Source organism: Demequina sp., assembly GCF_016278765.1.
Lineage (GTDB): Bacteria > Actinomycetota > Actinomycetes > Actinomycetales > Demequinaceae > Demequina.
In genome coordinates this window covers 1-23,189 of record NZ_JADQBE010000062.1, presented here as the reverse complement: position 1 = coordinate 23,189, position 23,189 = coordinate 1, and the positions used below count along the sequence as shown (strand labels likewise).

General features: G+C 63.1%; 23 protein-coding genes and 2 pseudogenes. 7 read left to right on the top strand and 18 right to left on the bottom strand.

Annotated elements, in window-relative coordinates; all coding sequences use genetic code 11:
- Positions 1 to 50: 50 nt before the first annotated feature.
- The 11 genes from QZZ29_RS10390 to QZZ29_RS10340 all read right to left on the bottom strand — a co-directional run bounded on the left by QZZ29_RS10390 (position 51) and on the right by QZZ29_RS10340 (position 13,479).
- A complete protein-coding gene (locus QZZ29_RS10390; RefSeq protein ID WP_291383057.1) occupies positions 51 to 1,721 on the bottom strand; it encodes a hypothetical protein in 1,671 nt (556 codons plus the stop codon).
- Positions 1,714 to 2,763, bottom strand: a complete 1,050-nt coding sequence (locus tag QZZ29_RS10385) for a hypothetical protein (RefSeq protein ID WP_291383055.1) — start codon at positions 2,761 to 2,763, stop codon at positions 1,714 to 1,716. Before QZZ29_RS10385 ends, QZZ29_RS10390 begins: the two co-directional genes overlap by 8 nt.
- Positions 2,764 to 2,765: 2 nt before the next feature.
- The gene (locus QZZ29_RS10380; protein ID WP_291383054.1) at positions 2,766 to 5,864 is read right to left on the bottom strand and encodes a type I restriction endonuclease subunit R; all 3,099 of its coding nucleotides are present in this window, start codon (positions 5,862 to 5,864) and stop codon (positions 2,766 to 2,768) included.
- 13 nt (positions 5,865 to 5,877) lie between these two features.
- Entirely contained in the window at positions 5,878 to 7,137 is a 1,260-nt protein-coding gene (locus QZZ29_RS10375; RefSeq protein WP_291383052.1) for a DUF4143 domain-containing protein, read from the bottom strand.
- A 233-nt stretch (positions 7,138 to 7,370) separates the two neighbouring features.
- A complete protein-coding gene (locus QZZ29_RS10370; protein ID WP_291383050.1) occupies positions 7,371 to 7,829 on the bottom strand; it encodes a hypothetical protein in 459 nt (152 codons plus the stop codon).
- On the bottom strand, positions 7,820 to 8,404 hold the full coding sequence (locus QZZ29_RS10365; RefSeq protein WP_291383048.1) for an ArsR family transcriptional regulator: 585 nt from the start codon (positions 8,402 to 8,404) through the stop codon (positions 7,820 to 7,822). Before QZZ29_RS10365 ends, QZZ29_RS10370 begins: the two co-directional genes overlap by 10 nt.
- A gap of 39 nt (positions 8,405 to 8,443) precedes the next feature.
- Positions 8,444 to 8,614: a hypothetical protein gene (locus QZZ29_RS10360; RefSeq protein WP_291383047.1), complete on the bottom strand. Its 171-nt coding sequence runs from the start codon at positions 8,612 to 8,614 to the stop codon at positions 8,444 to 8,446.
- A 135-nt stretch (positions 8,615 to 8,749) separates the two neighbouring features.
- Positions 8,750 to 9,646, bottom strand: coding sequence for a GIY-YIG nuclease family protein (locus QZZ29_RS10355; RefSeq protein ID WP_291383045.1), 897 nt, complete (start codon positions 9,644 to 9,646; stop codon positions 8,750 to 8,752).
- Positions 9,643 to 10,863 carry a restriction endonuclease subunit S gene (locus QZZ29_RS10350; RefSeq protein ID WP_291383044.1) on the bottom strand — a complete coding sequence of 407 codons (1,221 nt, stop codon included), beginning with the start codon at positions 10,861 to 10,863 and terminating at the stop codon, positions 9,643 to 9,645. Before QZZ29_RS10350 ends, QZZ29_RS10355 begins: the two co-directional genes overlap by 4 nt.
- On the bottom strand, positions 10,860 to 11,921 hold the full coding sequence (locus QZZ29_RS10345; protein ID WP_291383042.1) for a virulence RhuM family protein: 1,062 nt from the start codon (positions 11,919 to 11,921) through the stop codon (positions 10,860 to 10,862). Before QZZ29_RS10345 ends, QZZ29_RS10350 begins: the two co-directional genes overlap by 4 nt.
- The gene (locus tag QZZ29_RS10340) at positions 11,914 to 13,479 is read right to left on the bottom strand and encodes a type I restriction-modification system subunit M (protein ID WP_291383040.1); all 1,566 of its coding nucleotides are present in this window, start codon (positions 13,477 to 13,479) and stop codon (positions 11,914 to 11,916) included. The genes QZZ29_RS10345 and QZZ29_RS10340 overlap by 8 nt, the downstream gene beginning before the upstream one ends.
- 118 nt (positions 13,480 to 13,597) lie before the next feature.
- Here QZZ29_RS10340 and QZZ29_RS10335 point away from each other — a divergent pair, with 118 nt between their 5' ends.
- Genes QZZ29_RS10335 through QZZ29_RS10325 form a run of 3 tightly spaced genes read left to right on the top strand, consistent with a single transcriptional unit; the run spans position 13,598 to position 14,660 of the window.
- Positions 13,598 to 13,993, top strand: a complete 396-nt coding sequence (locus QZZ29_RS10335) for a DUF3024 domain-containing protein (RefSeq protein WP_291383039.1) — start codon at positions 13,598 to 13,600, stop codon at positions 13,991 to 13,993.
- A 4-nt stretch (positions 13,994 to 13,997) separates the two neighbouring features.
- Positions 13,998 to 14,273 carry a hypothetical protein gene (locus tag QZZ29_RS10330; protein ID WP_291383037.1) on the top strand — a complete coding sequence of 92 codons (276 nt, stop codon included), beginning with the start codon at positions 13,998 to 14,000 and terminating at the stop codon, positions 14,271 to 14,273.
- 21 nt (positions 14,274 to 14,294) lie between these two features.
- A complete protein-coding gene (locus QZZ29_RS10325) occupies positions 14,295 to 14,660 on the top strand; it encodes a hypothetical protein (RefSeq protein WP_291383035.1) in 366 nt (121 codons plus the stop codon).
- Between the two features lie 148 nt (positions 14,661 to 14,808).
- Here the strand turns inward: QZZ29_RS10325 and QZZ29_RS10320 are convergent, their stop codons facing one another.
- From QZZ29_RS10320 to QZZ29_RS12810, 6 genes and pseudogenes are all read right to left on the bottom strand, one after another.
- Positions 14,809 to 16,104, bottom strand: a complete 1,296-nt coding sequence (locus QZZ29_RS10320; RefSeq protein ID WP_291383033.1) for a PucR family transcriptional regulator — start codon at positions 16,102 to 16,104, stop codon at positions 14,809 to 14,811.
- A gap of 42 nt (positions 16,105 to 16,146) precedes the next feature.
- On the bottom strand, positions 16,147 to 16,653 hold the full coding sequence (locus QZZ29_RS10315; RefSeq protein ID WP_291383031.1) for a cupin domain-containing protein: 507 nt from the start codon (positions 16,651 to 16,653) through the stop codon (positions 16,147 to 16,149).
- A 41-nt stretch (positions 16,654 to 16,694) separates the two neighbouring features.
- Positions 16,695 to 18,026 carry an MFS transporter gene (locus QZZ29_RS10310; RefSeq protein WP_291383029.1) on the bottom strand — a complete coding sequence of 444 codons (1,332 nt, stop codon included), beginning with the start codon at positions 18,024 to 18,026 and terminating at the stop codon, positions 16,695 to 16,697.
- 114 nt (positions 18,027 to 18,140) lie between these two features.
- Complete coding sequence (locus tag QZZ29_RS10305; RefSeq protein ID WP_291383027.1) at positions 18,141 to 19,133, bottom strand: dihydrodipicolinate synthase family protein; 993 nt, start codon at positions 19,131 to 19,133, stop codon at positions 18,141 to 18,143.
- Positions 19,134 to 19,261: 128 nt separating this feature from the next.
- Complete coding sequence (locus QZZ29_RS12815) at positions 19,262 to 19,360, bottom strand: hypothetical protein (RefSeq protein WP_366479451.1); 99 nt, start codon at positions 19,358 to 19,360, stop codon at positions 19,262 to 19,264.
- 148 nt (positions 19,361 to 19,508) lie between these two features.
- A pseudogene (locus tag QZZ29_RS12810) lies at positions 19,509 to 19,667 on the bottom strand (alpha/beta fold hydrolase); the annotation flags it as partial.
- 33 nt (positions 19,668 to 19,700) lie between these two features.
- Between QZZ29_RS12810 and QZZ29_RS10300 the strand changes: the two are divergent.
- Positions 19,701 to 19,928 (top strand): annotated as a pseudogene (locus QZZ29_RS10300) (acyl-CoA dehydrogenase C-terminal domain-containing protein); the annotation flags it as partial.
- A gap of 33 nt (positions 19,929 to 19,961) precedes the next feature.
- Here the strand turns inward: QZZ29_RS10300 and QZZ29_RS10295 are convergent.
- The gene (locus tag QZZ29_RS10295; protein ID WP_291383025.1) at positions 19,962 to 20,321 is read right to left on the bottom strand and encodes a helix-turn-helix domain-containing protein; all 360 of its coding nucleotides are present in this window, start codon (positions 20,319 to 20,321) and stop codon (positions 19,962 to 19,964) included.
- Between the two features lie 81 nt (positions 20,322 to 20,402).
- Here QZZ29_RS10295 and QZZ29_RS10290 point away from each other — a divergent pair, with 81 nt between their 5' ends.
- From QZZ29_RS10290 to QZZ29_RS12805, 3 genes are all read left to right on the top strand, one after another.
- Positions 20,403 to 21,437, top strand: coding sequence for an LLM class flavin-dependent oxidoreductase (locus tag QZZ29_RS10290; protein ID WP_291383024.1), 1,035 nt, complete (start codon positions 20,403 to 20,405; stop codon positions 21,435 to 21,437).
- Positions 21,434 to 22,060, top strand: coding sequence for an NAD(P)-binding domain-containing protein (locus tag QZZ29_RS10285; protein WP_291383022.1), 627 nt, complete (start codon positions 21,434 to 21,436; stop codon positions 22,058 to 22,060). The genes QZZ29_RS10290 and QZZ29_RS10285 overlap by 4 nt, the downstream gene beginning before the upstream one ends.
- Positions 22,061 to 22,225: 165 nt before the next feature.
- Complete coding sequence (locus QZZ29_RS12805) at positions 22,226 to 23,017, top strand: hypothetical protein (RefSeq protein ID WP_366479443.1); 792 nt, start codon at positions 22,226 to 22,228, stop codon at positions 23,015 to 23,017.
- Positions 23,018 to 23,189 lie beyond the last annotated feature (172 nt).

Sequence of the window (23,189 nt, the reverse complement as noted above, 5' to 3'; positions counted from 1 at the left end):
TCGTCCTCGCCGCGATCATACTCTGGCTCGCATGACTTCAGAGACACGCCCTAGTCGCGAGGACCCGCACTGTCCGCCGACGTCGGCGGCTCAAATTGTGCGAGTTCGTCGAGCATCTGTTTGGCTTCTCCCATGAGCATCTTGACGAACTCTGGCTTCGTGAGTCCGTTGAGTTCCTTCGCTAGCCACGCCTGGCCGTCCGCTCCTGAGGTGTGAGCCGCAAGTCTAGATCGAAGGGTCTGGATGCGACGCAGGAGAGCCGCTACGGGCACGACATTTGCGAAGCCCACGCTCGTCAAGAAGCGTTCGAACTTGGAAATGCCCCTCTCGTTGTCAACGGGCGGCAAATCGAAAACGAGTTGGCGCTCGTTCAGCAAGTCCACGAGGAGTTTCGCGAGGTTCAGAATTTGCGCCTCGAACTCACCGTCACTGTCATTGATTGGGATTCGCAGCCGCTGGATGAGTTGGGCGTCTGCTCCGGTTGGCTTACGGTACAGGTCCCAACCCCACGTCTGCTTCCATGCCTCGCGGTGCGACTTGTAAGTCTGCTTGAACATGTGCTCGGGATTCGTGGTTGCCGCCCATTGCGCCAGGAATGATCGTCGAAACGTTGTCTCGCTCATTTGGCGCCCTGCCGGCACGACGTTGTGCGCGAGCCAGTGGGTCCGCTCGGAGTTTGGGACATCACGGCCGAGGTCTCCAAGGAAGACCATGACATGGTCCGGGTTATCATTGTCGATCTGGACACCCCAGAGGCCCGCGCAACTCAGTGTCCCCTCGCTGATCGAGTAGAGCGTCGGGTTGTCGTAGTAGCGCTGGAGCACCTCCCGCTTGAAGAACACAGGCGTCAGGTAGTGCGGCGCATCAGGGTTAGCGCCGAAGTAGTTCGCAAGATTCTTTTCCTCGCAGGTGAAACGAACAGGTCGGCCATTGTTGTCCTCGCCGATGATGAACTCCGGGTAGACCTCGTCTTCGCGGTCCCACGGCCAGATGCCGCTTGTCTCCCGCGGTGGCGGCGGGAGCACGCGCTTGACCATGAGGCGCGAGAACAGCCCACCGTCACCCATGCGGATGTCGCCTACGTAGAGCGACACCTGGTTGGATCCTGCAACTACGTGCTGCGCCTCATTCAAACACTCGAACGCATCTTCCTTCTCATCCGTCTTGACGTGGACGATTGAGTCGGTGAACAGGATGAGATCGAGTTGCCGCGCGGCCTGGTAGCGCCGGAGCAGGGGAGTTCTGATCCGGATCTGCTCTCCATCTACGACGATGGCCAGTTCTCTTGATCCGTCATCCCGAACTTCGTAGTAGTTGCCGGTCGCCTTGTCTTCCCAAAGGTGCATTAGAAGCACGAATTCCTGCGAAACAAGGTAGGGACTCGGTACGACGCCCCAGAAATCCTGGAGAATCAGGAGGGGCTCAAGGTGCGGCCCCTCAGAGTTGCGTTCGTAGGTAGTCACCCACTCACCGTTCTCGTGGTGTTGAGCGAATCCTGGCCCGCCGTGTCCCTTCATTAGATCCCAACTGCTGTTCTCCAGGACCTCATCCCTGATTGAAGGATCTGCGAACGCAACGAATCTGCCGCCATTAGCGTCGTGCTCACGGTGCCATTCGTCGCAGATGACGGTCCACGGCTCATCACCATTGGCGAGACTCGCGGCTCGCTGACTCGCCTGCGCCAAGCGCTCGGCTGCACCGTCGAAATCAGATTCAGTCATCTTCCACCTTGCTCCCGCGACGGGTTGGCTCGATGTCCTCGTTCAGCGAGCCTTCGAAGTGAATCGCATCCGGGGGGACGTGGTCGCCAATACCGAACACGCGCCAACCAGCGTGCGGGTCGAGAATCAGAGTCATGAACATCGGCTTGTGGAGTTCAAGAGGCGCACCATGACCTTCGACGGTCTTCCCCTCGAGCGACGTGTCGCCCGAAAGCTTGACACGAGCAATACGGGATGCGGGGTAGTCGACCATCGAAGTCGGCTGATAGCTGGCGAGATCCTCGCGAAGCTTCGCCCAGTCCACCCCTTGCCACCTCGACGCCTCTGGTGCCAGGAGTAATGAGAGGGCGTCTGCTTCGGCGCTCTCGTCTCGAAGCAGTCTGAGGAACAGTATTGCCACGAGCATCGGGTTGAACAGCGTCTCTTGGCTTCCTAGTTGCCGTTCGTCTCCTTCCTGCGACGACTTTGACCAACGCACAACCCCGGACCGTAGATCTTGGAGCTCACCGGTCAAGTTCCGCAACCAGCGGTGTCCTCGAGAGTCCGAGAACTCGAGCGTAGCCCGAGGCTGCCAGCTATCGTCGTGCGCCAGGAGCGGCACCGAGATGTTGAATACGAGCTCGCGGCGAGGCGGCAGCACAATGATTGGTGCGGGTGCTGCGAGTGGACCGAGAGGCGTTTGGTGGCGTCCGATATGCACATTGGCCATTGCCTCGAAAACTGGCTCATTCGACTCATTCGAAATGTGCAGTTGCACAACACGCCTGTAAGACGAGCCGTGCTCGCGTGGCTGGTAGTCATCGGTCACCCATGTAGAGACAAGTCGGGCCGTCGACTTTCGGTCGCCGATCCAGCTTCGAACGGCAAGTGTCAACGCAACCAGAGTCGCACCGATGGTCCCGAATGCCGTAAGTACGGTCCAAACATCCCAGTCCACCGTCCAAGGGAATGCATCTGCGACATGCAACACGATGGCGACCGCCAGCAACAGCAGAACAACTAGGCCGAGCCACTGGAGCGCTGCGACGAACCAAGACCTCATCTCTACCTCCTGCTGTCTGCCGAGAGCCCAAAGAACCTCTCGAAGTACGCCCCGAGCTTTTCGATCACACGCTGCTTCTTGGCACCATGCGCGCCGTCTGGGTCGAAGCGCGACGCTGGCGGCAGCACCTTAGTGATCGCCGTACCCGTGGTGCGCAGTGCGCCGTCGCGGAAGGCGGTCTCAATGAACTCGCGCGCTGCGCCAGCACGCAGGCCCTCGGAAGCGATGATCGCGTCCAGTTCCGCCTCGCGCTTCGCAGCGATGAAGGCTTGCCATTCGTCATCGATGGCTCCACTGACGGAGATGCGCCTGACGAAGTCCTCGATGAGGTCTCGCTTGTTGCGTAGCGACGGGCTGGCATCGACGGCCCGGGCGATCTCGGCGCGGAGTTCCTTGTCATCGCCGTCACCGTGGGAAGTACGGAACCTCTCGACCAGCATGAGGATGTAGTCGACGTTGATTTCGACTTGCTTGATGAGCTCGATCTCAAAGACCACGTCGTCGGTGATCGATTCCTTGTCGGCCTCGCCGACTCCCCGGAACTGCGCGTAGAGGTCCAGGTAGACGCTGCGGTAATCCTGCCCTTGTCGGGCGTCGAGGATCTCGTTGCCAGCGAACTCGTCGAACGAGGTCAGGATGTTCTGCAGGCGCAGGATCGCACCGAAGAGGGCGATGAAGTCCTTCTGCGCTGCCTCGCCAACAATTGGCTGACCCAGGGGGAACCGGTCGAGCAGTTCGGTGACCTGCTGGGCATAGTCGGCGTAGTAGTCGCCGTATGGCTTGAGCAGCACAACGCCGCGGGCTTCCTTGTTGCCGAACAGTTCGAGCGCCTTGTTGGTCTCGTCTTCGAGGTCGCGGAACGCGACGATGTTGCCGTAAGTCTTCACGGAGTTGAGGATGCGGTTGGTGCGCGAGTACGCCTGGATCAGGCCGTGCGCGCGCAGGTTCTTGTCCACGAACAAGGTGTTCAGCGTGGTCGCGTCGAAGCCGGTGAGGAACATGTTGACCACGATCACCAGATCCAGTTCGCGGTTCTTCAGCCGCTGGGAGAGGTCCTTGTAGTAGTTCTGGAACTTGTCCGCGCTGGTGTCGTAGCTGGTGCCAAAGATGTCGTTGTAGTCCTGGATGGCGTCTTCCAGGAAGTCTCGGGAGACTTGGCCGAGCCCGTCGGCGTCAAAGGCCTCATCATCCAAGATGCCGTCTTCGGTGGCATCGTTCGCCCCGTAGGAGTAGATCAGGCCGATCTTGAGACGGCGGTCCTCGGGCACGTCCCACTGCTGCGCCTGGAAGTGGTTGTAGTACAGGCGTGCCGCATCGATCGAGCTGCAAGCGAAGATGGCGTTGAAGCCGCGCACCCGCTTGCGCTCGCGCATGGCCTCCGCCTGACGGCGCCCCCGCGTGGATGCGACCACGTTGGTGACCACCGAGTGCTCGTAGTTGGAGGCACGCTTGGTCTTCTGGTCGAAGTGCTCCAGCGTGTACTTCACAATCTCGCCGATGCGCTCCGGCGCCAGCAGCGCCTTCTCCGTGTCGATCGCCGAGACCTGCGCATCTTTGACCGTGCCGACGCGCACGGTGTTGACGTAGTCGATGCGGAACGGCAGCACGTTCCTGTCGGTGATGGCGTCCACGATCGTGTACGTGTGGAGCTTGTCGCCGAAGGCCTGCTCGGTAGTCTTGAGCTGCGGGTTGCCACCCGAACCAGCGTTGACAGCGAAGATCGGCGTGCCGGTGAAACCGAAGAGGTGGTACTTCTTGAACGCCTTGGTGATCGCGGAGTGCATGTCCCCAAACTGGCTGCGGTGGCACTCGTCAAAGATCAGCACGATGTGCCCGGAGTAGATCTGGTGGCCCTTGTTGGCGGCGATGAAGTTTGACAGCTTCTGGATGGTCGTGATGATGATGCGCGTGTTCGGGTTCTCGAGTTGCTTCTTCAGCACCGCCGTCGACGTGTTGGAGTTCGCGGCACCCTTCTGGAAGCGGTCGTACTCCCGCATGGTCTGGTAGTCGAGGTCCTTGCGGTCCACGACGAACAGCACCTTGTCCACGCTCGGCAGCTTGGAGGCGAGCTGCGCGGTCTTGAATGACGTGAGCGTCTTGCCCGAGCCGGTGGTGTGCCACACGTACCCGCCGGCCGCCGTGGTGCCCAGCCGCTTGTAGTTCGTGGAGATGTCGATTCGCTGCAGGATCCGCTCGGTCGCGACGATCTGGTACGGCCGCATCACTAGCAGTTGCCGGTCAGCGGTGAGCACGCAGTAGCGGGTGAGGACGCTCAGCAGCGTGTGCTTGGCGAGGAACGTCTTCGCGAATGCGGTGAGGTCCTTGATCGGCTTGTTCTGGGCGTCCGCCCACCACGAGGTGAACTCGAAACTGTTCGAGGACTTCCGACCCCGGCCGGGCTTGCGCGCCTCCTTGAGGTGCTGGAACCGCACCGTGTTGGAGTAGTACTTGGTGAGCGTGCCGTTGCTGATGACGAACAGTTGCACGTACTCGAAGAGGCCGGAACCCGCCCAGAAGCTGTCCCGTTGGTATCGGTCGATCTGGTTGAATGCCTCGCGGATGTCCACGCCGCGGCGCTTGAGTTCGATGTGCACCATCGGCAGGCCGTTGACCAGCACGGTGACGTCGTAACGGTTCGCATAGGTCGCGCCCTCGTCTTGATCAATCTCGTACTGGTTGATCACTTGGAGCCGGTTGTTGTGGATGTTCTGCTTATCGAGCAAAGTGACGTTCTTCGTAGAGCCGTCGTCGCGCTTGAGGATCTGGACGTGGTCTTCCTGGACACGGATGGACTTCTCGACGATGCCGTCGTTTTTGCTGGCGATCTTGTCGGAGAAGAACGTCTCCCACTCCCCGTCCGTAAAGACGATGCCGTTCAAGGTTTCGAGTTGAACGCGAAGATTCGTGACCAACTGGGCCTCAGAGGTGACGGCCACGTACTCATACGCCTGGGACCCCAGGAGGCGGATCAGTTCCTGTTCGAGCGCGGACTCGGATTGATAGGCCGCCTCGGACATGGCGTCGGGCACGTACTCGGCAACGACCGTGCTCTCCGCGGACACGGCAATGGGGTCGTAGCGAAGCGGCGGGGCGTCGGTCATGGTTGCACCGTCCTCACGGGCCTAAGCATCCGAGCGGAACGACGATCACGCCGTCCGGCCGTGTGTAAGCGTATTGGCCGCCGGTGACAATCATGCGTGCGACGGGCGGGCCCACCGCGGATGTGTCGACCTTTCCCGCGAGCGTGGTCAACGATGCTGCCGCCGCATCTGCCTGCGATTCTCCAAGCTTTACCTCCACCATTGCCCAGCGCCCATCCCTTAACTGGATAATCGCGTCGGCCTCCACTCCGGCGCTGTCGCGATAGTGGAGTACTTCTGCGTTGAGCGCTTGTGCGTAGACACGAAGATCACGGATCACGAGCGATTCGAACAGTAGCCCCAGCGTGCGAGGGTCTCGCATCAGGCGCTCGACACTTGCGCCGAGTGCCGCGACGGCGAGTGACGGGTCGACGAAGTGCCTTACGGCGGCCTTGCGCACGGTGTCTCGCGAGCGGAGGTGGGCCGCCCAACTCGGCTGTTCTTCGATCACCATGACGCGCTTGAGAAGGTCAATATATTGGCGCGCCGTGTCCGTGTTGAGCTCACGCGATCCGGGTTCTGCGGTGTCCCTGGTGATCGTCTCGAGCGAGGCCGATGTGGCGACATGCCGCGAGTAGGACGTCATGAGGCGCCGTAGGCGAACGGGGTCCCGCCTGCGCGTTGACGGCTGTACGAGTGGGACATCGGCGCGGGCAACGTCGTCAAGGTAGGAGCGGAGAATCTGCTGAGCGCTGTCTGGAGTTTGTGTTTGATGGCCGGGCCATCCGCCAACGCAGATGCGCTCGGCGATGTCGTGGACTCCGAGTTCCGACTTTGCGCCCTCGATGACCGTCCCCGCGAGAACTGCCGCGAGCGACACCTTTGCGTTCGAGTGGCCGGATTCCGATAGCGACATGGGTCGCATGCGCACACGGAGGATTCGCCCGGCGCCGGAGTGGCGGGTGACGTCGTCGGTGGGGGTTGCCGATCCCGCAAGGAGGAACTGCCCTCGCTGAGCAGTCTCGTCGACGGCTCGACGCACGTGGTTCCAGAGTTTTGGCTCGAGTTGCCACTCGTCGATGAGCCGCGGGGATTCACCGGCGAGGACGAGCGTGGGTTCGAGTGCGGCCATTGCTCGTGCTTGGTCATCGGTGTCGAGGCGCACCGCGCTCCTGCTGTGGTGCAGTCCGGTCGCGGTCTTGCCGCATGCACGCACGCCCTCAAGCAGCACCGCACCCGCGATGGACAAGGCGTGCTCCACCACGGCATCGATCACACGCGGGGCGTACTTCACGTGACGACGCTAGCATAAAATCGGCGATTTGTGGAGACTAAAACAGGTGATTTGTGGAGCGCAAAGCCGGACTCTTGTGGAGTGCACCTTCCGTGCGTCGCACTCACACCCCTGACGCCGATGGCACCGTCAACGCGAAGGTTCGCGACAAGTTGGGCTTCGGACGTCACCGCTACGTACTCGTAGGCCTGCGGACACGGCGATGGGGTCGTACTTGCGGGCGGTGGATTCGGTCACTGGCCGACTCCCCGCGCTCGTGCGGCCGCGATGAGCGCTAGCGCCACCGCTTTGGCCCGCTCGGCCTGGCCCAGACCGACCGGTGTTGCCTCGTAGCGATTGGCGTTTCGTGCCCGCCGGAGTTGGTCAAACCGTGTCGCGGCGTGCGCGGCTGGCGGGGCGTTGAAGACCACTTTGAGGAATCGCCCTACGGCCTCGTGTTGCCCGGGGCCAGAGACGGTGCGGTATCCGTAGGCGGAGAGAACGCCTTCACCGACGTCGTGGCACGCGTCGTAGGCGACGTTGTAGATCGTGTGCGCGTGCGTGAGGTTCTCGGCATCGGCTATCGCGGCCGCCGCGCGGGCGACGAACGCGTTGGCGCGTGGATAGTCTGGCGCCACGGCATCGATTCGGCGGGCCGCCACGAGAGCCGCAGCCGCAGACTGCTGATCCGGTGTGAGGGGTGTCAACCCCATGGCAAGTCCCCCATGATGGGAACTGTCGGCTTGCTGGCGATGTCGCGGAGGAATCCGGACTCTGCGGCAAACTCGTCGCGGCTCAGGATGGTGGGATTGACGGGCCTACCCACCGCGTCGCTCACTCGATCGCATGCGCTGTAGATCTGCTCCGCTTCGGGGGATCCCACCACCATCAGGTCAATGTCGCTGGGCGGCGGGCCATCGACTCCTTGCGCCCTGGCGGCAAACGAGCCGTAGAGGAAGGCCGATGTGATCCCGGGAATCTGAGCGAGTTCGTCGGCGAGCAGCACCACGGGTCCGGTGGCGACGAGCAGGATTTGTCGCAGCGGCGCGACCAGCGGGCTTTGGTGGTTGGCTCGGATCAGCTTGGTGCGGCCCACTGAGCGGTCGACGAGAATCCCGGCGCTACGCAGTCGTTGCACCTCGTCCCATGCGGTGGGATACGCGAGATGCGCCCTTCTGGCGAGATCGGTGATGCTCAACTCGTCTCCCGTAAGCAGGAGTTCAGCGAGCAGGCGCGCTTGTCCATCCGATCGAAAGACCGGTGCAAGCAGAGGCGCCTCAGTTCTCATATAACCGATAATATTCTCGGCTATACCGATAGTCAATGTTCATGCCGCGAACTCCCTGAAGGTCAGCAACTTGTCGCGGTGGTACTCGTACTGGCGACGGCGTGCTTCCATCTGAGTGAAGTGACACATGATTCGCACGATCTCCCGCTGTACCTCGAAAGGCGGCACGGGGACTCGCGGTTCGATGTGGCGTGGAATCATCACGGGCATGACTCGAGACTGCGCTGTGATTGGTGGATGTGCAGTCGGCATGTGGTGAATTCGCAAGGTTCAACTGGTGGATTCGCAAGCACCTTTAGCTCTCCCAAAGGCGACCGTCGTGCGAGTCATGCTGATGTTCGACAGTCATGACAGCCCTCGCTCTTCCCACTCGCCGTAGGTGCCGTCGTCCCATTGCCACTCGATGCGTCCGTTGCAGGAGCGCCCCATCGCCACCGCGCCCGCGGTCGACGGGGACGTGAATGCCACGTCACGTGTGAGGCGACCGATGTGGCCCTCGACGGCGATGGAACCGTCCGCCACGAGTTTGTCGTGTTGCGCACGGTAGGAGTCGTAGGCGCGGCGCGTGCTCGCGGCGTTGCCGGTTGCGGTCCATGCTCCGACGACGCGTGAGCCCGCGAGGACGGTGAACTCTTCGCCGTTGACTTGCGCTTGGGCGTCCACGCCCGCTTTCGCGTTCCGCAAGCGGAAGATCGGAGAAGGTGACGCCGCCACAGCAGGTGCGATGGCTGTCTGGGTGCGCTCGCGGACGGCGTTGACGCCGAGCACCGGCAACACGATGTGGAGGTGCGCAAGGAATGCCTCCACGTCTGATATTTGCGCCTCGGAGAGTTTGCGAAGTTGCGGGCTCTGGTCGTTGACAACATCGACCCGTTGCGCCCGCTTCGCCAGGTCCACGAGTCTCGACTCGAGGTATCCCCAGTGGCCTTCGTTGAACGACTCGTCCTTCGAGGTGATGATGACGACGCGGTCCCAGAAATCCTTGTTGGCTCGGTGGTCGCGGAAGCGCCCCGAGAAACTCTCTGTGCGGCCGATGTAGCAGCGGGTGCCTCCCAGCGCCTCGGCGTCGTCGCCGAGCAGAAAGTATGCGCCGTTGCGTTGGGCCTCGCTGCGTGCCAGCACGTCGGCAATGTCGGAGCGTGGTCCGGAGAGGACGTGCCCGGTCCACCCCGCGATCTCGGCGGTCGTGATGCCACCGGGAACACCGTCGACCAAGAACAATTCAATGTGCTTGCCGCTCAAGGGGTGGCCTCCTCAAAGGTGAGCAACTTGTCGCGGTAGTACTCGTACTGCTTGCGACGCGCGGCGAGTTCGGCTGGAAGGCCGACGGTGAGGTCGTTCACGAGCGCATCGAACTTCGACAGAAGCGAGACCACGCGCAGTTGCTCGTCCAATGAAGGCAACGGGATTGTGAAGCTCCGCACCTTCTTGGCATTGAGGTTCGATTGCGAGCCCTCTCCGAGAGACTTCAGTCGTTCGTACTGACTCGCCACCCAGTAAAAGACATACCGATAGTCCGCTTGCTCCGGGTCGATCTGCAAATTGCAACATGCCTGATTCGTGGTCAACGGGATCTCGTTGATGGCGACCTTGGCCGCCGTCGCGCCATACATTGCCACAATCACACAATGCCCGGGAATCCACTTCGCTGACGAGTTGCGGAGCCCCTCTTCGGTGATGCTCAGACCAGTCGAATGGATCAGACCGAAGTCGACCTCTTGCGTGCGTAGCCACGGGATCTCGCCGCCGTAGTATGCGTCGCGCCCCGATGACGGCGTTCCGCCTGATGAGACCTTGGCACTCACTTCGCCGAGCGTTGACCAACGGACTCTGATGTCCGATGGAAAGTCAAACGCTCTGGCCCGGTAGTGCTCGTACTGGCGCGTTCGAACTTCCAGCTCCGCCTCCAGCTCCGCTTCCAGCGCAGTGAACTGATCCAGTATTCGCACGATCTCCCGTTGCACCTCGAGAGGCGGCACCGGAATGTGAATCTTTGCAAGGGAGGTCCCCGAGATTCTACGAACCTTGGTCCCCGAGACATGACGCGTCTTCTGTCCCTGGAACTGATCCGACTGGAAGTAGTACGCAACGTACCGCGGATCGAGAGAGTGGCGATAGATGTAGGCATCGCCGCTCACGGCGACTTCGCCGTCACCAATCCATGCCGTGGCCTTCGCGACCGCAGCGTCGTCCTCACTAGTCGTAACGATGATGAGGTCGCCAGGCCTGGCGCGTCGAAGTTTCGTAGCCAAGGCCGGCGTAGTGAAAGACTTCGTTGTGTCAGTCCAGACGCCGTAATGGGTATGAAGCTGACCATAGTGAATAGCAGGCGCGCCCTCGTCGGTGAGATCGGACTTCTGTAGGCCATTGCCGCGAATGAACTCGCCGACGTCTCCAAGCGGCCTGTGCGCTACGCCGTCAGGGCAGTGCTCCGCGATCAACTCATCGAGGCGGCTCATGACGGCTCCCCCTCGTCGACCTTGGGCAGTTCGAGAAAGCGATCGAAGTCACTGCGGAAGAGGCGATCCTGAGTGATGCGGTACTTTTCGAACTCGCTCTCGGCATGGGCATGCGCGATCTCGGCGGCGACTTTGCCAGCATCCTGCAGCACCTCGCGGTCGGTGGCCTCCAGGAAGCGGTTTAGCCTGACCTCCCAGTCCTGCATGGTCATCGGCAACTTGCGCAGCGCCATGTCCTCGGCGATGTCGAGATAGGCCGACACCAGGCGCGACAGTTGGGCCATCTCATGCTCAGTGAGGTAGTTTTTGGCGACCACGGCATCGAACTTCTGAATCTTGCCGTCGGGGGCGTCCATCCACGTCGTCAAGCCCATGTGTGCCTTCTCCGATTCTGCACGGTTCAGGATTACCTCGGCCGCAGTGTGCCCGTGGATCGCCCAGTGAAATTTGTTCTGCACGGTCGCGAAGAAACGCTTTGAGGTGGATGCGGTGGGGTCGTAATCGATCGCCGTGGCGTACACATCGGTAACCTTCTGATAGAAGCGACGCTCCGAGACCCGGATCTCTCTGACCCGTTGAAGTTGCTCAGCGAAGTAGTCGTCGGTCAGGATCGTGCCACCGTGTTTGAGGCGCTCGTCGTCCATCGCGAAACCCTTGATCGTGTACTCCTTGACGATCTGGTTCGCCCACTTTCGAAACTGGACAGCACGCTCGTTCTCAATCTTGAAGCCAACAGCGATAATGGCCCGCAAACTGTAATGCTTCGCCTTGTAGCGCTTACCGTCCGTGGCAGTTGTTAAGTACTGCTTAATAACTGCCACCTCCTCGATCTCACCGTCCGCGATGAGACGCTTGAGGTGTTGATTCACCGCAGGCACACTGACGCCGTACAGCGTCGCCATCATCTTCTGCGTCAGCCAGATATCCTGGTCCTCATACCGCATCTCTACTGACTCTGGCTGATCACCCGTCGCTGCCACGAACGTCAAATACTCGGCAGCCGACGAACGCGCGGCCCCCACTTGCTTGCCCACTGGGTTGCGCTTCCGATCAGTCATGAAGCGCTCTCCCCTCCAGGTCCGCGACGATCGCGTCGATCGAGGCGCGCAATTCGGCCTGCCGTGCGACGATGCGGGCGATCTCAGTATTGAGTTCGACGATGTCGACCACCTCGCGAGTGTCCTCCTGCTGGACGTAGGAGGAAACGGCAATGTTGTAGTCGTTCGCGGCGAGGTCCTCGTTGGGCACCAGCCGCGCGACGTAATCGACGTCGGCACGGTCCAGCAGGGTGTCGAGAATGTGCTGCTGATCGAGCGGCATGAGTTTGTTCTTGTTGCCGTGCCGCTTGAACTCGGCCGAGGCATCAAGGAACAGCACCGCGTTGTCGGGCTTGGACTTCTTGAGCACGATGATGCAGGTGGCGATGGTGGTGCCAAAGAACAGGTCCGGTGGCAGCTGGATCACCGCGTCCACGTAGTTGTTGTCGATGAGGTACTTGCGGATCTTTGCCTCCGCTCCCCCTCGATACAGCACACCGGGGAACTCGACAATCGCGGCGGTGCCGTTGACCGCCAGCCACGACAGGATGTGCATCGTGAACGCGAGGTCCGCCTTGGACTTGGGCGCGAGCACCCCGGCGGGCGCATAGCGCTCGTCATTGATGAGCAGCGGGTTCGCGTCGCCGTCCCATTTGATCGAGTAGGGCGGGTTGGACACGATCGCCTCGAACGGTTCGTCGTCCCAATGCTGCGGGTCCGTGAGGGTGTCGCCGTGGGCGAGGCTGAACTTCTCGTAGTTCACGTCATGCAGGAACATGTTGATGCGCGCAAGGTTGTAGGTGGTCAGGTTGATCTCCTGACCGAAGAACCCGCCGACGTTCTCCTTGCCGAGCACCTTGGCGAACTTCAGCAGCAACGAGCCCGAACCGCACGCCGGGTCGTAGACCTTGTTGACCCGGCTCCTGCCCGCGACGGCAATCTTCGCCAGCACCTCCGACACCTCTTGCGGCGTGTAGTACTCGCCGCCGGACTTACCTGCCTGGGAGGCGTACATCTGCATCAGATACTCGTAGGCGTCACCAAAGAGGTCGATCGAGTTGTCGCCAAAGTTGCCCAGCGGCAGGTCCCCAATGGCATCCAGCAGCTTCACGAGCTTCTCGTTGCGCCTGGCGACCGTGTTGCCCAGCTTGGAACTGTTCACGTCCAGGTCGTCGAATAGCCCCTTGAGGTCGTCCTCGCTGTCGGCGCCCACGGCCGAGCCCTCGATGTTCTTGAACACCCGCTCCAGGGTCTCGTTGAGGTTCACGTCCCGCGGTGCTGCGCGGCGCACGTTCTGGAACAGCTCCGACGGGAGGATGTAGAAGCCCTTCTCCTCCACCGTCTCCTTGCGGCCAAACTCGGCATCGGCGTCGGGAAGGCGCGTGTAGTCAAAATCGGCCCTGCCAGCATCGTGTTCATGGGCGTTGAGGTACGCCGTGAGGTTCTCGGAAATGAACCGGTAGAACAGCATGCCCAGCACGTACGTCTTGAAGTCCCAGCCGTCCACGCTGCCACGGAGGTCGTTCGCGATGCGCCAGATCGTCTTATGAAGCTCGGCTCGCTGCTGATCGCCCGTCATCCTCCACGCCTCCCTCGGCGGCACCTGTGGCCACCTCCCCGAGACTATCGGCGCACCACGACACGGCGGGCCGGCCTCCGCGCGTGTTCACGGGTCGGGCGATGTCAGAATACGAGTCATGGCGATCCCCGAAACTGACCTGCTGCGCATCGGACGATGGTGCCGTGAACGCGTACCAGCGCACCTTTGGGACCAACTCCGGGTGGAGTGCGACATCACGGACCGCCACGTCACCATTGTCGAGACCCGCCCGCCGTGGGACGGTCGCGGCGACTGGACCCGGTTTCCCGTCGCACGCCTTCGCTACACCGCGTCCACGGGCCAATGGAGTCTGTACTGGCGAGACCGGAACCTCCGGTTTCACGAGTATCGCGATAAGCGGCCTACCAAGAATGTCCAGAGTCTCCTGGACTTCCTGGACTTCCTGGACAGCCACGATGACCCGATCTTCTGGGGATACGTGTGCCAGTGGTCAAGGCCGAGACGCGGGCGGATCGTGAGCCCTCGAGCGTGACCGCGTGAAGGTCGGGATCGTCGGCGCTGGGAAACTCGGTGCCGCCCTCGCGAAGCGCTCCGTCGTGGAGGGGGCACGTCGCTCTGCCTACCCAACGGTGGACCTGGCGGTGCTGACGGCGCCGGATCTCGGCGGGCGGGGAACGACCGAGGCGATCGAGGCCGGGCACCCCGGGCTGCTCTGGGTGAAATCACTGAACCAACTCGGTTACCACGACCTCGACGACCACACCGGCCCGCTCGCCTCGGGAGCCGCGTTCGAACCCGGCACCGACGACTGAGGTAGGCGATACGGTCGAGGGATGTCTCCGAGTTACCACCACGGGATCGTCGCCGAGATCGACCCGGTGACGCTCTACCGCATCCTGTGGCTGCGGGTCGGTGCCTTCGTCGTGGAGCAGGAGACGCTGCGCATCCTGCGCGACAGCGAGAACCTGCACATCGGTGGGGTCGCCACCACCACGACCCCGACGCACCCAGAGGCGCGATCGACCGGGCGATGCCCGCTCTCGGGCTTCGGGGGTTCGCCGCGACAAGGGCCACCCGATCCGCCCGCAGCAGCTGCGGGCGGATTCGGATGCTGGCTCTCGATACGTCTCGCTGGCCTACACCGACAAGCTCGCTCTCGATGGCATCGCCCCTCGATTGGGTCCATCGGTGATGCCTGACACAGCTTCGTTGCCAGGGGGCTCAGTCGACCCCCCCAATAACCGCACGCCGCGAGGACGAGCTCTACGTGATCCTCCTGGGCGAGGACGTGCTTCGCATGGTCCGTCTTCGCATCGGGACGACGCCTGGGGGCGGAAGACGAGTGACCTATGGCACCGTTGCTCGAGCACTCGTGCCCGCGCCGAGCAGGTCGGTTGCAAGCAAGGCCGTATGGAGTGGACTCAGGTCCGTGCCGAGGTCCCGGCCGAGCATCTCCTCGGCGCGCCGGAGCCGGTAGCTCACAGTGTTTTTCGACACATGCAGCCGGCGCGCCGCCTCATACTGGCTGCGGTTGACATTCAAGTACTCGAGCATGGTGCTGCGCAGGTCGGTCTCGCGGCCGCCGGCGCCGAGCAGACCGCCGAGTTGCACCTCCAGGAATCTCTGCAGACGCTCCGGCCGGGCCGCGAGTTCTGCGACCGCCCCATACCGCTCATAGGGGAGGATTCGCCCGAGGTTGCGCCACCCTGCCATCGTGGCGACTCGTTGCAGAGCTAGCGCCTCTTCATGACTGGCGATGAAGCCGGCGGTCCCCTTCCCGGGCAGGCCGACAGCCAGTGTCCATCCGTTGCACTGCGTCGGCGGCTCTAGGTCGAGCTCGTCCGCGGTGCGCACGCTGCCCCACGCCCAGAGCACGTTCGGTGCGATCATCACCTTGAAGATCTGACCGCACCCCATGCTCTCGAGGGCCCGAACGGTCGTGGTCGTGAGTTTTCCGGGCTCGCGCACCTTGCTGAACGCGACGGCAGCCACATGGATGCGGTCGAGCGGATATCGAGTGACCTGTTCGAACCGTTCCGGTCGCCCGTGCCCGCTGAGGAGCGCGGTGAGCACCGCCGACTCGGTGCCATGCACGAACCGACCGGTGTCATCCGCGGCGGCTTGCATGTCGGCAATCGCAACCGCGAGGCGATTGTGAGTGCCGACGACCTCGCCCACGAGCGACCGCATGATCGTGCCCTGATCGCCGGACGGAATCAGTCGCCCGCACTCATGGAGAAGTGCGTCCGTGATGCTGGCTTGCGCTTGATTGAGCGCTCGCAGCACCGCGGCGAGCGTCGCGCCGTCATTGAGCGCATCCTGTGCCAACTGCAGCAGCGCTGGCTGTGCAGCGCGGCTGAGGCCTGGGTCCACGAGTTGGAGCAGGGTGTTCACGAACAGGGCTTCCGTCGGGGACCGAAGCGCCTTACCGAAGGGAGCGAGGGAGGGATCGCTGCTGACCATCAGATCCGCGACGCTCGCCGCTTTGCGAGTGGCCCACTGCACCGGTCCGGGACCGAGGTGTTCACGGGCCACTCGGTATGTGTTGTCAGGCAGTTCGCTGGGTGAAGGGACGCCGGACAATTCCAGTACCCAAGCGAACGGCTGCGACACTTCGCTCACAACGGTGTGACTCGGCTTCATCACGTCATCGTACTCGTGACCGCCATTCACGGTCGCATTCACCTACTCCTGAGCGCCGAACTCGTCAGCGAAACTGACGTTGCCGCGGCTCTCGCGAAGCCCAGCATCGAGCGTGTTCAGCAGCCTGGAGTTCTCGATGATGATGATATGCACGTCCTCCGAACGCGAATAGTGCCGATGCCAGACCCATGGCGGCGTGAAGATGAAGTCGCCCTTCTTCCACTCGACGACCTGGTCGCCGATCTCCGACCAACCACTTCCGTCCGTGACGTAGTGCACCGACTCGTGGACATGGCGCTGCAGGTCGGTCGCGCTGTCTGCGGGGATCACCTGCAGGATGAACTCAACAGTCTTCATCGGCAGATGACGCAGCAGGCCGAGATGGGAAGGGTTGTCGGTCACCCCCTTCAGCCAGTACGCGTCCCCGGAGTGGGTGACGAGATTTGGTTCGACGACGTGCTGGTCGTCTCGGTGGTGCATGCGGTCCAGTTCCTGCATGAACTCCTGCAGTCCCTCTTCGCTCAGTTTCGGATTCGTGTCGTCCATCATCCGTGTCCTTTCTTCTACAGCGATGCCGAACAGTGGTCAGGTCACTCGACAGGCAACTCGCCAGACCTGAACGTCTCGCGCGTCAAGAGGACGGAGACCAGCGAGATCAGTGCGAGGGCCCCGATGTAGATGGCGATCGGCCAGAAGTTGCCGAAGGTGGCCAGCAGTGCGGTCGCGATCAGTGGCGTGAATCCTCCTGCGAGCATAGCCGTGAGCTGCACTCCGAGGGAGACGCCGCTGAGCCGGACCCGAGTCGGGAAGAGTTCCGCGAAGAACGCGCCGACCGGAGCCGCGAGCGGTGCGTGACCCAACCCCATGGCAAGGATCAGCGCCAGGTAGACCAGCGGCAGGGACGTCGTATTCAAGAGCATGAAGAACGGAGCGGCGAACACCAGCAGGAACGCGGCACCTAAGATCATCACGGGACGGCGTCCGACTCGGTCGGACAGGGCACCCCACAGCGGCAATGTCAGCATCTCCACGACAGCGGCCACAAGAACGGCGTTAAGGATATCGCCGCGGGCGAGGCCGAGAGTTTGACTCCCATACGAAACGGAGAAGATCGCGATGAGGAAGAACGCCGCCGTCTCACCCGACTTCATGCCGATCACCAGCAGAATCTGGCGCCAATAGCTGCGAATGACCTCGAGCATCGGAGCCTTCGCTCGGCGGTTCTCACGCTTGACAGCTTCGAATACGCTGGTCTCCGGCACACCCAGACGCACTGCCAGGCCGATGCCGACCAGCACCAGGCTGATCAGGAACGGAACTCGCCATCCCCACGACAGGAACGCAGCGTCATCGAGCGCTCCGGTGAACGCGCCGAAGATGAGGGTGGCAAGTACAAGTCCGCCAGCCATGCCCACCGCGGGCCACGCGGCCAGGAAGCCGCGCCGCGCCGAGCCTTGGCCACCGGATTCGGCAGCCATCACGAACGCGCCACCTTGCTCGCCGCCCATCGCGACTCCCTGGAGGAGGCGCAGCACCACCAGAAGGATCGGCGCCCAGATGCCGATCGTCTCATAAGTCGGCAGCAATCCGATCACGGTGGAGAAGATGCCCATCCCCATCATCGTGATGATCAGCACACGTTTGCGGCCGATCCGGTCACCGAGGTTGCCGAAGATCACGCCGCCGAGCGGCCGGGCGACGAAGCCCACCCCGAACGTCGCCAGCGATGCCAGCGTTCCGATGATGGGGTCTACCTGCGGAAAGAACAACGGGCCGAATACAAGGGCGGCCGCGGTTCCATAGAGCACGAAGTCGTACATCTCCATGGCGGTGCCGACCGCCGTGGCCACGACGGTGCGCCCGGTCTTTCGGGGCGGTGCTGCTGGTTCTAAAGAGGTCAGGACCGATTCATGGGTGGACATGGGGTTCCTTTCTTACGGCGACGGCTTTGTCGCTCGGGTTGTAACGGGACTGAGTGAAAGACTTTGTCGCTCGGGTTGTAACGGGACTGAGTGAAAGACTCTGTATGCAGACCGCTAGCTTGTTGCCGCGGTTCCACGGGGGGCGGCGTACCTCCGCTGCAACTCGGCCCACCGGCGTCCCACTTCGACCGCGCCGTCGAGATATGACTGGGGCGCCGTCTGGTACGGCGCGCGGGCCGGACCAGGGTCGATGACGCCGGCTGCGGCGATGCGCGCCTTGTCGAGGGGGATGTTGTACCTCGAGAACATCGAGAAGTCACCGTCAGGCATGAGGGTCGAGTACGCCTGCTTCATGTCCTGGCTGATCGCGTCAGCGGCGAGCCAATCGGAGGATGTCATCGCCTCGCGCAGCCGCTCGAGGGGCGCGGTGCCGCAGGCCGCGCTGGGGGTCCAGCATGCCGCCACACGCTCACCGCCGAGCTGGTGAGCATCCAGCCAGTCGGCGTCCATGGGGAGCAATCGGATGTTGTCACCGCACGCCTCAACATCCGCCGCGTATTGGGGGCCGAGGTAGGTGTACTTCGCACCGATGAGTGTGGGGATCGATGCGAGCCGCGCATACAGCTCCGACGAGATCTTGCCCTTGAACGCCGATGGGTTGTCATACAAGATTACGGGAGTCTCCGGGAGAGCCTCCGCGATGTCCGAGTAGAACCGAAAGATCGATTCGTCGTCCATCTCGCACCACATCGGCCGTCCGAGGAACAAGCCGTCGGCTCCGAGATCCAGGAGCATCCGCGCCCGCCGAACGGTGTCGCGGGTGTTCAGTGTGGTAGCGCCGGCGAAGAGCGGTGCCTTGGCGTCGTTCGCAGACACGACGATCTCCATGAACGTGACGGCCTCATCATCGGTGACCGTGGCGCCTTCGCCGAACGTACCGAGCGTCATGATGGCGTCGACGACCGGGGCAACCTGACTGATCATGGAGGCGGTCACGTCCACGTCGACCGTGTTCTTCGCGTCCCAACGACCCGCGTCGGCTGTTGCCGGCGTGGGCACGATTCCGAGAACGCCCACGAGGTCCTGAGCCGTGTACTTCTGCGTCACGTTATCCTCCTTTGGATAAAAAGAACACACCGAGATGGACCATGGCGTCCGCGGGGCACCACCATGGTGGCATGGAGGCCAAGCGTCATTCTTGGTCCCGCAGACCAAACTTTTCGGGAATAACGGGATCATCCAACGCCAATGCAGGCGACGACGCCCTCGAGTCCCCACGCCCATGCGGCGTCGACATCGCCTCCCAGGCGGAACGCGCTGGCGAGTTCCATCAGAACGACCCCGTTCGCCCACGCGGTCAGCGTGCGTGCCGCATCGAGGGAGGCCTCGCCGTCGACCAGCTAGCTCCCTGACGGCGTCGCGTACTGGTGCTACAGAACGTTCGAGCTGCTGTGGCGGTCCCGCGCTTGCCGCGACATCCTCAAGCGTGAGCGATGGATGCGCAGGAGACAGACCGTGCCCGGGCAGGTCCATAGCGACAACCCCGTGAACGCGCTCCGCGGTCCGCTGCGCCACTCGCCACCAACTCCCGCCGGCCCCGATCATTCCCGTGCAGCAGCAGAACGTCGGGGCTCGCTGCACCCCAGTGCGTGAGATGGAGTCGCATCTGCGCTCGCCTGGTCGACGCCCTACCTGCGAATGTGGGGGCTGTGTCTCGGCGGCTGGCTGCGAGCCCGCGCGGCGCTGGCCGGGGCATCCACCGGCGACGCTGCTCTTGCCGAGGAGAAATTCGTGACGGCGCGGTTAAACGCCGAGCAGTTGCTGCCGGCATGCGGCGGGTTGCTCAGGCCCGCGACGGCCGGTGCGGACGACCTGTTCGCGCTCGACGGGGCGGCGCTCTGAGCGCTGAGCCGTGCGCGACTCGACCGCGGCCGACTATCCCTGTGCGCCGTCATAACGGCGGCGAGCGGCGGCGACCTCGGGAAGGTGCTCGTCGGTCCAGCTCGCCAGCACCCGGAACGTCGGCAGCAGGGTCGCCGCCAGTGGGGTCGTCGTGTACTCCACCCGAGGCGGCACCTGGGCGTAGTAGCCACGTTCCACGAGTCCATCGCGTTCGAGCTTGCGCAACCGCTCGGTCAGCACCTTGGGTGTGATGCCCGGGATCAAGGTGCGGATCTCGGAGAACCGGAGAGTGCCGTGCTCGCTCAGGACCCAGAGAATGTGCGAGGTCCATCGGGGCAACAGGATCTCGACGGCCGGGCCGAACGGACAGGGATCCTCGTGGTGCGTCTTCATCGACCTCTACCATCGTTGTCTGTGCCTGCGGGGTTGGTATCTAGTTGGAAACTAGTATGACAAGGATACTAACCTGGCGGTATGGAACTAGGAGTTTACTCTTTCGGTGATCTGACGGGCGAGACGACGACGCAGGTCGTGGGCCGGCGGCTCGACGCGCTGTTGCGACAGGCCGAGGCGGCGGACCAAGCTGGGCTGGACGTCTTCGCCCTGGGTGAGCATCACCGCGCCGACTTCGCAGTGTCCGCGCCGGAGGTGGTGCTCGCGGCGATGGCGGCCCGAACCACCCGGCTGCGATTGACCACTTCCGTGACCGTGCTCTCCACCACGGACCCGGTGCGAGTGATGGAGCAGTTCGGCACCTTGGACCAGGTTTCCCACGGCCGGGCGGAGATCACCGTGGGACGGGGTGCGTTCACCGAGTCGTTCCCGTTGTTCGGCTATGACGTGCAGGATTACGACGACCTGTTCGAGGAGAAGCTGCTGCTACTGATGCAGCTGCGGGACGACCCGACCCGGCCTTGGCAAGGCCGGTTCCGCACCCCGCTGCGGGACCTGCACGTGGGCCCCCGGCCGGTGCAAGAGCGGCTGCCGATCTGGATCGGAGTGGGCGGAACCCCACAGAGTGCGGTGCGGGCTGGAGCGCTCGGGCAGCCGATGTTCCTGTCACTGTTCACCGGCGCCAACCAGGGGGTGCGTCTGGTGGAGCTGTACCGGCGAGCGGGTGAGTCCGCCGGGCACAGTCCCGACATGTTGCGGCTGGCGACCGGGGGGCACATGTTCATCGGCAGGGACTCGCGCCGCGCGCAGGATGAGTTCTACCCGTACTACTCCCATTACATGTCACTGCACCCCGCCTTCCGCGGTGGCATGCCGCGGCACGTCTATGACCAGTGGGTCCAGGCGGGCCTGCTGGTGGGCAGCCCGCAGCAGGTGATCGACGGGATCTTGACCCAGTACGAGCTGCTAGGTTCGGACCGCTTCGTCGGTCAGTTCGACCCGGGCATGCCCGAATCCGCCGCCGATGCGAGCCTGGAGCTTTTCCTCACCGAGGTGCTGCCAGTGGTCAAGGCCGAGACGCGCGCGGATCGTGAGCCCTCGAGCGTGACCTCGTGAAGGTCGGGATCGTCGGCGCTGGGAAACTCGGTACCGCCCTCGCGAGGCGCTCCGTCGTGGCGGGGCACGAGGTGCTGCTGGCCACCCGGCCCGGCACCCGCGACCCTGGCTTGGTGGTGGAGGTGATGGCACCGGGTTCCGTCGCTCTGCCTGCCCAACAGTGGGGAACGGTGGACCTGGCGGTGCTGGCGGTGCCGTTCCACGTCGCACTCACCGTCGACCTGCCGCTGCCGAGAGGGACCGTGGTGATCGATCCGACCAACCATTGGGAGCCGGTTGACGGGCCGGCGCCGGATCTCGGCGGGCGGGGAACGACCGAGGCGATCGCGGCCGGGCACCCCGGGCTGCTCTGGGTGAAGTCACTGAACCAACTCGGTTACCACGACCTCGATGACCTCACCGACCTCGCAGGTCTTCCGATGCGGTACGCCACCGACCATGACACCGCCCGAGACACAGTGGCGGACTACCTGTCGAGCTTGGGCCTACGGCCGATCCACACCGGCCCGCTCGCCTCGGGAGCCGCGTTCGAACCCGGCACCGCCGTCTTCGACGCCACCGCAACAGTCGGGAATTCAGCTCCCGACACGATCGCCGGCGCCTTCGCGTCGAAGACCCTGTGAACCCTGCCGGCGCCTCCGAGGGCAGAGCCTCCAGCACCACTACCGCACCGGCGGCGACCCGCACCGACGACTGAGGTAGGCGATACGGTCGAGGGATGTCTCCGAGTTACCACCACGGGATCGTCGCCGAGATCGACCCGGTGACGCTCTACCGCCGACGCGGGCATGCTGTCCGCCAGCAATGTGAACGCACTCGAGGACGCGGGGCTCGCGTTCGTTGTCGGGTCGCGATTGACGAAGGCCCCCTACGACCTTGAGGAGCATTTCACCGCCCACGGTAACCACTTCGCTGACGGGCAGATCCTCGAGTCGACCCGGCTGATGGGCACCGGACCGGCGGCTCGCCAGCGCAAGGTCGTGTACCAGTGGTCGTTCACACGCAACAAGCGCGACGACCGCAACATCAACCTCATGATCGCCAAGGCCGAGAAGATCGCTGCGGGCACGACCCCGATGCGCAAAGCACGCTTCTTGAAAGCGTCGGGGGCGGTCAAGGAACTCGATCAGGCCACGATCGACCGCGCGAGGCAACTGGCGGGTATCAAGAGCTACGTTACGAACCTGCCCCAGTCCGTCATACCTGGCAGTGACGTTATCGGCGCCTACCACGACCCATGGCGCGTCGAGCAATCCTTCCGCATGACCAAGTCCGACCTGAAAGCCCGCTCCGCATTCCACCACCGGCGCGACGCGAGCAGGACCGCATCGCCGCAGGCCTGCACGACACTGCGAAGAAGCTCGGCGCGGGCACCGAACATCACCAGCGCATCGAGGCCAACCTGTGCCTCGCGCTCGACCTCGCCCAGTCGTGCGGCACCGCTTACGCGACTGCGCCGGACCGCATCAAGAAGCTCTTCAACCAGGCCTTCTTCGTACGCATCCTCGTCAACCCGGACGCTTCGGTTCGCCCACAACTCGCACCACCGTTCAACCACCTGCTCGGCCCGGGCGCCGTAGCTACACTCAGGCAAACGAAAAGGCCCGTTCCGAAGAACGGGCCAATCGCACCTGGGAGCCAAGTGGAAAAGGCCTCAAAAGGCGTTCCCTTGGTCCACGGTTTGACTAAGCGGGTTTTGGTGGAGCTGAGGGGAATCGAACCCCTGACCTTCTCATTGCGAACGAGACGCGC

Excerpts from the sequence above, each read along its gene's own strand:
- QZZ29_RS10390 (WP_291383057.1), bottom strand. The coding sequence starts at position 1,721 with ATGACTGAATCTGATTTCGACGGTGCAGCCGAGCGCTTGGCGCAGGCG.
- QZZ29_RS10385 (WP_291383055.1), bottom strand. The coding sequence starts at position 2,763 with ATGAGGTCTTGGTTCGTCGCAGCGCTCCAGTGGCTCGGCCTAGTTGTT.
- QZZ29_RS10380 (WP_291383054.1), bottom strand. The coding sequence starts at position 5,864 with ATGACCGACGCCCCGCCGCTTCGCTACGACCCCATTGCCGTGTCCGCG.
- QZZ29_RS10370 (WP_291383050.1), bottom strand. The coding sequence starts at position 7,829 with ATGGGGTTGACACCCCTCACACCGGATCAGCAGTCTGCGGCTGCGGCT.
- QZZ29_RS10365 (WP_291383048.1), bottom strand. The coding sequence starts at position 8,404 with ATGAGAACTGAGGCGCCTCTGCTTGCACCGGTCTTTCGATCGGATGGA.
- QZZ29_RS10360 (WP_291383047.1), bottom strand. The coding sequence starts at position 8,614 with ATGCCCGTGATGATTCCACGCCACATCGAACCGCGAGTCCCCGTGCCG.
- QZZ29_RS10350 (WP_291383044.1), bottom strand. The coding sequence starts at position 10,863 with ATGAGCCGCCTCGATGAGTTGATCGCGGAGCACTGCCCTGACGGCGTA.
- QZZ29_RS10345 (WP_291383042.1), bottom strand. The coding sequence starts at position 11,921 with ATGACTGATCGGAAGCGCAACCCAGTGGGCAAGCAAGTGGGGGCCGCG.
- QZZ29_RS10340 (WP_291383040.1), bottom strand. The coding sequence starts at position 13,479 with ATGACGGGCGATCAGCAGCGAGCCGAGCTTCATAAGACGATCTGGCGC.
- QZZ29_RS10335 (WP_291383039.1), top strand. The coding sequence starts at position 13,598 with ATGGCGATCCCCGAAACTGACCTGCTGCGCATCGGACGATGGTGCCGT.
- QZZ29_RS10325 (WP_291383035.1), top strand. The coding sequence starts at position 14,295 with ATGTCTCCGAGTTACCACCACGGGATCGTCGCCGAGATCGACCCGGTG.
- QZZ29_RS10320 (WP_291383033.1), bottom strand. The coding sequence starts at position 16,104 with ATGAAGCCGAGTCACACCGTTGTGAGCGAAGTGTCGCAGCCGTTCGCT.
- QZZ29_RS10315 (WP_291383031.1), bottom strand. The coding sequence starts at position 16,653 with ATGATGGACGACACGAATCCGAAACTGAGCGAAGAGGGACTGCAGGAG.
- QZZ29_RS10310 (WP_291383029.1), bottom strand. The coding sequence starts at position 18,026 with ATGTCCACCCATGAATCGGTCCTGACCTCTTTAGAACCAGCAGCACCG.
- QZZ29_RS10295 (WP_291383025.1), bottom strand. The coding sequence starts at position 20,321 with ATGAAGACGCACCACGAGGATCCCTGTCCGTTCGGCCCGGCCGTCGAG.
- QZZ29_RS10290 (WP_291383024.1), top strand. The coding sequence starts at position 20,403 with ATGGAACTAGGAGTTTACTCTTTCGGTGATCTGACGGGCGAGACGACG.
- QZZ29_RS12805 (WP_366479443.1), top strand. The coding sequence starts at position 22,226 with ATGCTGTCCGCCAGCAATGTGAACGCACTCGAGGACGCGGGGCTCGCG.